The organism is Stella humosa, from assembly GCF_006738645.1.
Lineage (GTDB): Bacteria > Pseudomonadota > Alphaproteobacteria > ATCC43930 > Allostellaceae > Allostella > Allostella humosa.
The window spans coordinates 79,596-91,216 of the sequence record NZ_AP019700.1 but is presented as its reverse complement, the minus strand read 5'-3'; the positions used below and the strand labels follow the sequence as shown (position 1 = coordinate 91,216).

Sequence of the window (11,621 nt, the reverse complement as noted above, 5' to 3'; positions counted from 1 at the left end):
CCGGCGGCCGCCGCGGCGCCTACGGCAGCAGGCGCTCGGCGATCTGGACGGCGTTCAGCGCCGCCCCCTTCAGCAACTGGTCGCCCGCCACGAACAGCATGACCGAGCGGCCCGATGGGTCGCTCGCGTCGTGGCGGATGCGGCCCACCAGCACATCGCCCTGGCCGGATGCCTCGCGCGGCATCGGGAAGTGGTTGCCGGCGACGTCGTCCACCAAGCGCACGCCGGGGGCGGCCGACAGGGCAGCGCGGACCTCGTCCAGGCCGACCGGGCGTTCGAACTCCACCGTCATGGCGATCGAGTGGGCGCGCAGGACGGGCACGCGCACGCAGGTGATGCCGACGCGCAGGTCCGGCAGCGCCATGATCTTGCGCAGTTCCTGCATCACCTTGGCCTCCTCGCCATTGCTGCCGGTGGCCGGGTCGACCGCCGTGTCGTGGCTGAAGAGGTTGAAGGCATAGGGGTGGGCCAGCACGGTGTTGGCGTAGTGGCGCCCCTCCAGATAGGCCGCGGTCGAGGCGCGCAGCTCCTCCATGGCGGCCGCCCCAGCGCCAGAGGCCGCCTGGTAGGTGGAAGCGATCACGCGCGCGATCGGGCTCAGCCGGTGCAGCGGCCACAGCGGCACGGCGGCGATGATCGCCACGCAGTTGGGGTTGGCGATGATGCCGCGATGGCCTTCGGATGCCGCCTGGTTCACCTCCGGCACCACCAGCGGCACGGCGTCGTCCATGCGGAAGGCCGAGGAATTGTCGACGACGACCGCGCCCGCGGCGGCCGCGATCGGCGCGTACTGGCGCGAGATGCCGCTGCCGGCCGAGAACAGGGCCAGGTCGATGCCGGCGAAGCTGTTCTCGCCCAGCGCCTCGATCGCCAGCGTCCGGTCGCGGAAGACGGCCGTCTTGCCGGCCGAGCGCGGCGAGGCCAGCAGGCGCAGGCTGGACAAGGGAAAGCCGCGATCCTCCAGGCAGGCGAGCAGCTCGACGCCGACCGCGCCGGTGGCGCCGACGATGGCAACGGCGGGGTTCGCGGGAAGCCTGGGGCTGGCGGGAAGCCGGGTATGGGCGGAAAGGTCTGCCGCCGCGGCGAAATGCTGGTCCGGACTCATGCTCCTCGATCCTCTCGTTCGGGCATGGCACCGGCGGAGGAAGGGCCCCGAAACACCGAAGGGCCCCACCAGTCCGGCGGGGCCCTTCGGTTTTTCGCTATGTGCCGTCCGTCAGCGCACGCGCAACCGAAGCCGCCCCGCGGCGGGCTTCTTGGTAGTGGCGGTGCGCTTGAGGGTCCGGATGAACATGCGGGCGGGAAAATAGGAAGCGGATATGCCGGCTGTCAACGCGGATTCCTTGGCCGGCACAGCGGCGGCCCCTTGTGCGTCCCCCGCAAGACACCCCTAATATCCCTGAACAACAACAGGAGGAGCCCATGACCTATCGCATCTCCGCCGCCGACGCGACGGGCGCCATCGGCCTGGAACGCACCAACGCCGTGGCCGCCCTGAAGAAGGCCCGCGAGCTGGAAGCCGCCAGCTTCCGCAACGTGCGGGTCATCGATCCCGAGGGGCACGAGCACGCGGTCGAGGAATTCGCCCAGTCGGTGACGACGGCCAACGCCTGAGCATCCGCTGCCGGCCGTGAGGGCGGCCCTGCGCCGGCTGCTGCTGGCCGCATTGATGCTTGCCACGATGCCGGCGGCCCCGGCCGGGGCCGCCGGCCTGCGCGCCGCCGTGGTCGGCACGCCGGAGGGGGACGCCCTGGTGGCGCGCCTGCGGGCGGGTGGGCTCGTCCTGTTCTTCCGCCACGCCGATACGATCGGCATGCCGTGCGACCGCAGCTTCCGCATCGGCGACCGCGACGGCCAGCGCAACATCTCCACCCGCGGGCAGGAGCAGGCGCGGCGCATCGGCACCGTGCTGCGCGACCTCGCGGTGCCGCTGGCGCGGCCCATCCTGGCCGGGCCGGTGTTCCGGGCGCGCGACACGGCCGAGATCGCCTTCGGCGACGACCATGTCCAGGTGACGGACGACCTGCTGGCCGACGACTATGCCGGCGGGAAGCTCGACCAGGTGCTGGCCGGCCATCGCCGGTTGCTGGCGGAAGCCCCGCCGGCCGGTGCCAACCGGGTGCTGGTAGGCCACCGCACGCCGGCGATCATGGTGCTGGGGCCCGCCGTCGGCGGCGACGCTCTGCCCGAGGGTGCGGCCCTGGTGATCGAGCCGGCAAGCGACGGCCCACGCATCCTGGGCATCCTGGCCGCCGCCCCCGTTGCCGGAGGCGGCTTCCACGGCTGCTGAGCGCGGACCGCGTCAGTCGCCGGCGACCGCCTGGGCCTCCGGCCGCTGGAAGGGCTGGGCCAGCTTGGCCGCCACCTCCTTGGGCACGACCTGCCAGAAGTGCCCGATCTCGGTCTGCCAGTCGTTCAGGAGCTGGGCTGCGAAGCGCGACTGGGTCTCGCGGACGTGCTCCGCGATCAGGTCGCGCAGCACGCCTTCCCAATGGGGCATCTCGACCCGGCCCCACAGCAGCGTCTCGGGGTTGACGCGCACCGGGAAGTGGCCCTCGCGGTCGTAGATGAAGGCCATGCCGCCCGTCATGCCGGCGCCGAAATTGTCGCCGACCCCGCCCAGCACGACGCAGGTGCCGGCCGTCATGTACTCGCAGCCGTTCGAGCCGCAGCCCTCGACCACCGCCGTGGCGCCCGAGTTGCGGACGGCGAAGCGCTCGCCCGCCTGGCCCGCCGCGAACAGCCGGCCCGCCGTCGCGCCATAGAGCACGGTGTTGCCGATGATCGTGTTCTCGTTGGTCACGAGCGGGCTCGCCGTCATCGGCCGCAGCACGATGGTGCCGCCCGACAGGCCCTTGCCGACATAGTCGTTGGCGTCGCCGAACACCTCGAGCTTCAGCCCCTGCACGGCGAATGCCCCAAGAGACTGACCGGCCGAGCCGCGCAGGCGCACGGTGATGTGGCCCGGCTGCAGCCCGGTCATGCCGAAGCGCCGGGTGATCATCGACGACAGCCGCGTGCCCACCGCGCGCTGGGTGTTGCGGGTGTTGTAGGTGAGCTGCATCTTCTCGCCCGCCTCGAAGAGGGCGTGCGCGTCGGTCAGCATCTGGGCGTCCAGCGTGTCGGGCACCTCGTTGCGGCCCTCCAGCGTGCAGTAGCGCGCATTGCCGCCCGGATCGGGCTCGACCAGGATCGGGTTCAGGTCGAGGTCGTCGAGGTCGGAGCTGCCGCGACTGACCTGGGCCAGCAGCTCGGTGCGGCCGATCACCTCCTCCAGCGAGCGAGCGCCCAGGCTGGCCAGGATCTCGCGCACCTCCTCGGCCACGAAGCTGAAGAGATTCACCACCTTCTCGGGCGTGCCCTCGAACTTGGCGCGCAGCTTCTCGTCCTGCGAGCAGATGCCGACCGGGCAGGTGTTGGAATGGCACTGGCGCACCAGGATGCAGCCCATGGCGACCAGCGAGGCGGTGCCGAGGCCGTATTCCTCGGCGCCCAGGATCGCCGCCATCACCACGTCGCGCCCGGTCTTGATGCCGCCGTCGACGCGCAGCCGCACGCGGTGGCGCAGGCGGTTCAGCACCAGCACCTGGTGGGCCTCGGTCAGCCCCATTTCCCACGGCATGCCGGCGTATTTGATGCTGGATTGCGGGCTGGCGCCGGTGCCGCCGGAATGGCCCGAGATCAGGATCACGTCGGCCTTGGCCTTGGCGACGCCGGCCGCGATCGTGCCGATGCCCGAGCGCGAGACCAGCTTCACGCAGACCTTGGCGTCGGGGTTGATCTGCTTCAGGTCGTAGATGAGCTGGGCCAGATCCTCGATCGAGTAGATGTCGTGGTGTGGCGGCGGCGAGATCAGGCTGACGCCGGCCGTCGAGTGCCGCAGGCGGGCGATCATCTCCGACACCTTGAAGCCGGGTAGCTGGCCGCCTTCGCCGGGCTTGGCGCCCTGGGCCACCTTGATCTCGATCTCGCGGCAGTTGTTTAGGTATTCGGCCGTGACGCCGAAGCGGCCCGACGCGATCTGCTTGATGGCCGAGGACGCGTTGTCGCCGTTGGCGCGCGGCTTGTAGCGCGCCGGGTCCTCGCCACCCTCGCCCGAGTCGGACTTGGCGCCGATGCGGTTCATGGCGATCGACAGCGTCTCGTGCGCCTCGGGGCTCAGGGCGCCCAGCGAGATGCCGGGTGCCACCAGCCGCTTGCGGATCTCCGTGATGGAGGCCACCTCGTCGACCGACACCGCCGGCCGCCGGGTCTGGAAGTCGAGCAGGTCGCGCAGGGATACCGGCGCCATCCGCCGCACGCCCTCGGAATAGCGCCGGTAGGTCGCGTAGGAATCGTTGGCGCAGGCCTGCTGCAGGGTGTGGATCAGCGTGCCGTCGAAGGCATGCGGGTCGCCCTGGCCGCCGCGCACGCGGTAGAAGCCGCCGACCGGCAGGGCCACGAAGTCCTCGTCGAAGGCCCGGCCATGGATCTGCTGCACCCGGCGCTGGATGCCGGTCAGCCCGATGCCGGAGATGCGCGAGGTCATGCCGGGGAAATATTCGCCCACCAGGGTGCGCGACAGGCCGACCGCCTCGAAGTTGTAGCCGCCGCGGTACGAGCTGATGACCGAGATGCCCATCTTGGACATGATCTTCAGCAGGCCCTGGTCGACCGCCTCCTTGTAGCGGCGCAGGCAGGCCTCGAGCGGGGCATCGCCCAGCAGGCCGCGGCGATGGCGCTCGGCGATCGTCTCCTGCGCCAGGTAGGCGTTGACCGTGGTGGCGCCGACGCCGATCAGGACGGCGAAATAGTGCACGTCCAGGCATTCGCCCGAGCGGACATTGACCGAGGTGAAGGTGCGGAGCTGCTGGCGCACGAGGTAGGAGTGCACGGCACCCGCCGCCAGGATCATCGGCACCGGCGCCCGGCCGAGGCCGACGCCCTTGTCCGACAGCACGACATGGCTGCAGCCGCCGCGCACCGCGTCCTCGGCCTCCTGGCGGATGCGGGCGATGGCGTCGCGCAGCGCGTGGTCGCCGGCCGCCGGCTCGAAGGTGCAATCGATCTCGACCGCCGTGTCGCCCATGTGGGCGCGCATCGCCTCGAACTCGGCATTCAGCAGCACCGGCGAATCGAGCTGGAGCAGGCGGAGCTGCGTCTCGTCCTGGTCCAGCACGTTGCCGAGGTTGCCGAGCCGGGTCGTCAGCGTCATCACGCGGCGCTCGCGCAGCGAATCGATGGGCGGGTTGGTGACCTGGCTGAAGTTCTGCCGGAAGAAATGGTGCAGGCCGCGATAGCGCTCGGACAGCACGGCCAGAGCGGCGTCGTCGCCCATCGAGCCCACCGCCTCCTTGCCCTCCTCGGCCATCGGCTGCAGCAGCAGCTCGACATCCTCCAGCGACCAGCCGACCGCGACCTGGCGGCGGCGCAGTTCCTCGCGGTCGAACTCCACCGTCTCGACCGTGCCCTTGCGGATCAACTGGTCGATGACCGTGATGTTCTTCACCCAATTCGAGAAGGGCAGCGAGCCCGCCAGCTCTTCCTTGATCTCGCGGTCGCGATAGAGGCGGCCTTCGGCCATGTCGACGGCGATCATCTGGCCGGGGCCGACGCGGCCCTTGGCGACGACGGTGCTTTCCTCGACACGGACCATGCCCGTCTCGGAGCCCACCACCAGCAGGCCGTCGCCCGTGATCGTGTAGCGCATCGGCCGCAGGCCGTTGCGGTCCATGCCGCCGATCACCCAGCGCCCGTCGGTCGCGGCCAGCGCGGCCGGCCCGTCCCACGGCTCCATGACCGAGTTGCAGTAGCTGTACATGTCCTGCAAGGCGGTCGGCATGCCCTTGTGGCCGACCCAGGCCTCGGGCACGAGCAGCGTCTTCACCATCGGCGCGCTGCGGCCGCCGCGGACCAGCACCTCGAAGACGTTGTCGAGGGCCGCCGAATCCGAGCCGCCCGACTGGATGATCGGCTTCACGTCATGCATGAAGTCGCCGAAGGATTCGGCGCTCATGCGCGTCTCGTGGCTCTTCATCCAGTTCACGTTGCCGCGCAGCGTGTTGATCTCGCCATTGTGCGCCAGCATCCGGAAGGGCTGGGCCAGCGGCCAGGTCGGGAATGTGTTGGTCGAGTAGCGTTGGTGATAGATGGCGAAGCTCGAGACGAAACGCTCGTCGAGCAGGTCCGGATAGAAGGTCGTTAGCTGCTCGGCCAGGAACATGCCCTTGTAGATGATCGACCGGCCGCTCAACGAGCAGATGTAGAAGTCCTTGATCTGGTCGGCGATGACCTTCTTCTCGATCCGCCGGCGGATGACGTAGAGATCGCGCTCGAACCGGTCCGGATCCGGCTGGTTCGCGTTGGCGATCATGATCTGCTCGATCTCGGGCCGGGTGGCATTGGCCTTGTCGCCGATGATGTCGATGTTCACCGGCACCTGGCGCCAGCCAAAGATCGAGTAGCCGAAGTTCAGGATCTCGGTCTCGACGATGGCGCGGCAGCGCTCCTGGCCCTCCAGGTCGGTGCGCGGCAGGAACACCTGGCCCACCGCCAGCCGTCCAGCCGCCGGCTCGTTGCCGGTGCGGCGGATATGCTCCAGGAAGAAGTCGTGCGGGATCTGCACATGGATGCCGGCGCCGTCGCCGGTCTTGCCGTCGGCATCGACGGCACCGCGATGCCAGATCGACTTCAGCGCGCCGATCGCGGCCTCCACCACCGAGCGCCGCGGCTTGCCGTCGATCGCGCAGACGAAGCCGACGCCGCAGGCGTCATGCTCCTCCGCCGGATCGTACATGCCGTCGCGGGCGAGGCGCTTGGCCTCGACCTGGTAGGCGGCGACGAACTCTTCTCCCGTTTCCGGAACGAACTGGGTCATGGCTGGGCCCTCCCGTCAGGAAGCCCGGGCCAGGGCCTGGCTGGCCTTGGCCTGGAGGTAGCTGTGCATCTGGTCGGCGGCATCGCGGCCGTCGCGGATCGCCCAGACGACGAGGGACGCGCCGCGCACGATGTCGCCGGCGGCGAAGACGCCGTCGAGGCTGGTCATCATCGAGCGGTGGTCGACCTTGACCGTGCCCCAGCGGGTGACGGCCAGGTCGGAGGTGTCGAACATCGCCGGCATGTCCTCGGGGTCGAAGCCCAGCGCCTTGATCACCAGGTCGGCCTTCAGGGTGAAGGACGAGCCCTCGATCGGTTGCGGGGTCTGGCGCCCGGTCGAATCCGCCATGCCCAGATGGATGCGGTGGGCGCGCACGCCCTTGACCGCCGACGCGCCGGTGAAGGCATCGGGGGCGGCCTGCCAGACGAACTCGACGCCCTCCTCCTCGGCGTGGTTCACCTCGCGCTGCGAGCCCGGCATGTTGCGCCGGTCGCGGCGGTAGAGGCATTTCACCGACTTCGCACCCTGGCGCACGGCCGTGCGCACGCAGTCCATCGCCGTGTCGCCGCCGCCGATGACGACGACATGCCGGCCGGCCGCATCGAGCGACCCGTTGTCGAACTCCGGCACCGCGTCGCCGAAGCCCTTGCGGTTGCTGGCCGTCAGGTAGTCCAGCGCCGGCACGACGCTGGGCAGGCCCACGCCCGGCATCTGCATGTCGCGCGCCTTGTAGACGCCGGTCGCGATCAGGATCGCGTCGTGGCGCTGGCGCAGGTCGGACATGCAGAGGTCGCGGCCGATCTCGACGCCGAGATGGAACTTCACCCCGGCGGCCACCAGCAGGTCGTAGCGCCGGGTGACGATGTGCTTTTCCAGCTTGAAGCCGGGAATGCCATAGACGAGCAGGCCGCCCGCGCGGTCGTAGCGGTCATAGACATGCACCTGGTAGCCGCGCCGGCGCAGGATGTCGGCCGCCGCCAGCCCGCCCGGGCCGGCGCCGACGATGCCGACCGACTGCGCCAGCTCGCGCCGGGGCAGGCCCGGCTGCACCCAGCCGCGCTCGAAGGCGGTGTCGGTGATGTACTTCTCGACCGAGCCGATGGTGACGGACTCGAACCCCTTCTCGATGACGCAGTTGCCCTCGCACAGGCGGTCCTGGGGGCAGATGCGGCCGCAGATCTCGGGGAATGTGTTCGTCGCCGAGGAGACCTCGTAGGCCTCCTCCAGCCGGCCCTCGGCCGTCAGCTTCAGCCAGTCGGGGATGTTGTTCTGCAGCGGGCAGTGGATCTGGCAATAGGGGATGCCGCATTGCGAGCAGCGGCTCGCCTGCTGCTGCGCGCGGTCGGCCGCGTACTGCGCATAGATCTCGTCGAAATCCTGGCGGCGCCCATCGGCCGGCCGTTTGGCCGGCATCTCCTTGGCAACCGACACGAACCGCAGCAGCTTTTCCACCATCCGCCCCTCCCAGCATCGAGGCTGACCGACCCACCAGGGGCCGAACGGGACCGTCTTACGGGAAGATTTTCCCGCGCGCGAGCGAAAAAACGGATGATGGTCAACAATCGTGACCTTTATTGCCTAATTTATCGGCAAGCCCCTCAAGTCACCTCCGGGAGACGCTGGTCACGATCGATATTTGTACCATACCGGACCTATATGGTGGATCGACCTATCGGTAGTTGCGCTCGGGGAAGATATTGCCCTTGCGATACCGGTCGAGATAGGTCGGCAGCACCGCCTCCAGCGCGGTCGGCCGAATCCTGAGGTCGGCCAGCCCTGGGCCGGCACCGGCGACGTTGTCCTGCTCCAGCATCCGCAACTGGTCGCGCGTGAGCGGCGGCACCGGCAGCTTCTCCAGCAACCAAGCCTGGGCCCGGGCGATGCCGAACGGCACGGGCACCAGGCAGCGGCGGCGGCCGATCTGGGCCAGCATCATCCGCATCAGGTCGGCGAAGCTGTAGACGCCGGGACCGCCCAGCTCGTAGGTGCGGCCGGCCGTCGCCGGATCGGCCAGCGCGCGCATCACCGCCTCGGCCACGTCGTCGACATAGACCGGCTGGAACTTCGTGTGCCCGCCGCCGATGAGCGGCAGCGCCGGTAGCAGCTTGGCCATGGCCGCGAAGCGGTTGAAGAAATCGTCCTCCGCCCCGAAGACGATGCTGGGCCGGAGGATCGTGGCCTCCGGGAAGGCCGCCCGCACCGCCTGCTCGCCCTGGCCCTTGCTGCGGCCATAGTCCGACTTCGACGCGGCATCGGCGCCGATCGCCGACATCTGGATCAGGCGGCCGACGCCGGCCGCCTTGGCCAGGCGGGCCACCCGCTCGGCGCCGTCGCGCTGGACGGCATCGAAGCGCTGGGTCCCGTGCTCGTAGAGGATGCCGACCAGGTTGATGACGACGTCGCTGCCGGCCACGGCCGCGGCCACCGCCTGATCGTCGCCGACCGGCGCGCGCACCGGGGTGATCTGCCCGACATTGCCCATCGGCTTCAGGAACAGGGCCGCGTCCGGATGCCGCACCGCGGCCACCACGACCGCCCCCTCGGCGGCCAGCCGCCGCACGACATAGCGCCCGATGAAACCCGAAGCGCCGAAGACTGTCGCTCGCATCTACCGTCCCTTTCGACCCCTGCGCCACGCCGGACGCACCATATCCAGCCGCTTATATATCCCCGGGGGCCCTTCGCACCACCCGCTCGGACCGGCCGGAACGGTCCCGATCGCCGCACGTCGACGCAACAGGATGATTGACAGGACCGGCCCGGCGGCTGTAACCACCGACCCGCCCCGAGCCCAGGTGGCGGAATTGGTAGACGCGCAGGTTTCAGGTACCTGTGGCCGAAAGGTCGTGGAAGTTCGAGTCTTCTCCTGGGCACCATCCCCCTCCCCGAATTTCCGGGCAGGGGTCGCGGCTTTCCCTCTCCGGACATAGGTGGGTCGCTTGACCATCACCCTCCATCGCGGCGACCTGCCGGCCGGCATCGATTTCGGCGCCTGCGTCGCCATCGACACGGAGACGATGGGCCTCAACCCGCATCGCGACCGGCTCTGCCTCGTTCAGCTTTCGGCCGGCGACGGCACGGCGCACCTGGTGCAGTTCGCCAAGGGCGCCTACGACGCCCCGAACCTGAAGGCGCTGCTGGCCGACCGCGCCATCGTCAAGCTGTTCCACTTCGCGCGCTTCGACGTGGCGGTGCTGCACCGCTATCTGGGCGTCGTCGCCGCCCCCATCTATTGCACCAAGATCGCCTCGCGCCTGACGCGCACCTTCACCGACCGCCACGGCCTGAAGGATATCTGCCGCGAGATCCTGGGTGTCGACCTGTCCAAGCAGCAGCAATCATCGGACTGGGGTGCCGCCCGCCTGACCGACGAGCAGCAGCGCTATGCCGCCTCGGACGTGCTGCACCTGCACGGGCTGAAGGCGCGCTTCGACGAGATGCTGGCGCGCGAGGGCCGCACCGAGCTGGCCGCGGCCTGCTTCCGTTTCCTGCCGAGCCGGGCCCTGCTGGACTTGGCGGGCTGGGCCGAGGAAGACATTTTCGCCCACTAGGCGACGCCGACACCGCATATCCGGCGAAGCGGGCCTCGCCGCCCGGGTGGGGCGGCCCCCGGCCACTCCACGCGTGGTCGCGTTGACCTTTCGGGGGGTCGAGCGCATATTCCGCATAGCAACATGGCCCTGGCTACGGGCCTGAAATCCGGCCGCTTTCGTTGGCCTCCACGCTGGCAATCGGACGATTTTGTGACGGCACTTGCCCAGAACATGACCCTGTCTGCCGACTTGCAGGGGGCCGGCGACCCGCAACCGGCTGCCGACGTGCAGTCGGCACGGCGCACGCTACGCCTGGAGGCGGCCGGGATCGAGGCGCTGTCGGCCAGCCTGGGCGATGCCTTCGTGGCCGCCCTCGACCTGTTCGCCGCCGTGCGCGGCCGCGTCGTCGTCACCGGCATGGGCAAGAGCGGGCATGTGGCGCGCAAGATCGCCGCCACGCTCGCCTCCACCGGCACGCCCGCCATCTTCGTCCATCCGGCCGAGGCGAGCCATGGCGACCTCGGCATGATCGCGGCCGGCGACGTCGTGCTGGCCATGTCGAATTCCGGCGAGACGCCGGAGCTGGCCGACATCATCGCCTATGCCAGCCGCTTCTCCATCCCGCTGGTGGCGATGACCCGGCGGCGGCCGAGCGCGCTCGCCGATGCCGCCGACGTGGCGCTGATCCTGCCCGATACGGCGGAAGCCTGCCCGCTGGGCCTGGCGCCGACCACGTCCACCACGCAGATGCTGGCCCTGGGCGATGCCATCGCCGTCGCCCTGCTGGAGCGGCGCGGCTTCTCCGATGCGGACTTCCGGGTGTTCCATCCGGGTGGCAAGCTCGGCCGGCGCCTGTTGCGGGTGGCCGACCTGATGCACCGCGGCGACGAGATTCCGCTCTGCCTGCCCGAGATGGTCATGGCCGACGCGGTCCTGGTGATGACCGCCAAGACCTTCGGCATCGTCGGCGTGGTCGATGCCGAAGGCGTGCTGGCCGGCGTCATCACCGACGGCGACCTGCGGCGCAACATGGCGCCCGACTTCCTGAGCCGCCCGGCCGGGCGGGTGATGACGCGCACGCCGCGCACCATGACGCCCGACGCGCTGGCGGCCGAGGCGCTGGGCTTCATGAACGAGAGCAAGATCTACTGCCTCTTCGTCGTCGACGCGGCCGGCCGGCCGATCGGCATCCTGCGCATCCACGACATCCTGCGGGCCGGGGTCGCCTGACG

At 69.8% G+C, this 11,621-nt stretch carries 8 protein-coding genes and 1 tRNA gene; 5 read left to right on the top strand and 4 right to left on the bottom strand.

Features of this window, described 5'->3' with window-relative positions; genetic code table 11:
• Nucleotides 1–19 precede the first annotated feature (19 nt).
• Complete coding sequence (locus STVA_RS00440; RefSeq protein WP_123690056.1) at nt 20–1,105, bottom strand: aspartate-semialdehyde dehydrogenase; 1,086 nt, start codon at nt 1,103–1,105, stop codon at nt 20–22.
• Between the two features lie 317 nt (nt 1,106–1,422).
• On the opposite strand from STVA_RS00440, the gene STVA_RS00435 reads away from it, so the two are divergent.
• A complete protein-coding gene (locus STVA_RS00435; protein WP_123690057.1) occupies nt 1,423–1,614 on the top strand; it encodes a hypothetical protein in 192 nt (63 codons plus the stop codon).
• A gap of 16 nt (nt 1,615–1,630) precedes the next feature.
• The gene (locus STVA_RS00430) at nt 1,631–2,290 is read left to right on the top strand and encodes a histidine phosphatase family protein (RefSeq protein WP_123690058.1); all 660 of its coding nucleotides are present in this window, start codon (nt 1,631–1,633) and stop codon (nt 2,288–2,290) included.
• A 12-nt stretch (nt 2,291–2,302) separates the two neighbouring features.
• Here STVA_RS00430 and gltB read toward each other — a convergent pair whose 3' ends face one another.
• The 3 genes from gltB to STVA_RS00415 form a co-directional block, all read right to left on the bottom strand.
• Nucleotides 2,303–6,856, bottom strand: coding sequence for a glutamate synthase large subunit (gene gltB, locus STVA_RS00425; RefSeq protein WP_123690059.1), 4,554 nt, complete (start codon nt 6,854–6,856; stop codon nt 2,303–2,305).
• 15 nt (nt 6,857–6,871) lie between these two features.
• Entirely contained in the window at nt 6,872–8,311 is a 1,440-nt protein-coding gene (locus tag STVA_RS00420) for an NAD(P)-dependent oxidoreductase (protein ID WP_123690060.1), read from the bottom strand.
• Between the two features lie 214 nt (nt 8,312–8,525).
• Nucleotides 8,526–9,464, bottom strand: coding sequence for a complex I NDUFA9 subunit family protein (locus STVA_RS00415; RefSeq protein ID WP_123690061.1), 939 nt, complete (start codon nt 9,462–9,464; stop codon nt 8,526–8,528).
• Nucleotides 9,465–9,645: 181 nt separating this feature from the next.
• On the opposite strand from STVA_RS00415, the gene STVA_RS00410 reads away from it, so the two are divergent.
• The 3 genes from STVA_RS00410 to STVA_RS00400 all read left to right on the top strand — a co-directional run bounded on the left by STVA_RS00410 (nt 9,646) and on the right by STVA_RS00400 (nt 11,619).
• A tRNA-Leu gene (locus tag STVA_RS00410) sits at nt 9,646–9,732 on the top strand.
• A gap of 63 nt (nt 9,733–9,795) precedes the next feature.
• Nucleotides 9,796–10,407, top strand: a complete 612-nt coding sequence (locus tag STVA_RS00405) for a ribonuclease D (protein ID WP_123690062.1) — start codon at nt 9,796–9,798, stop codon at nt 10,405–10,407.
• Nucleotides 10,408–10,620: 213 nt separating this feature from the next.
• Complete coding sequence (locus STVA_RS00400) at nt 10,621–11,619, top strand: KpsF/GutQ family sugar-phosphate isomerase (RefSeq protein WP_123690063.1); 999 nt, start codon at nt 10,621–10,623, stop codon at nt 11,617–11,619.
• The last annotated feature ends 2 nt before the right edge of the window (nt 11,620–11,621 follow it).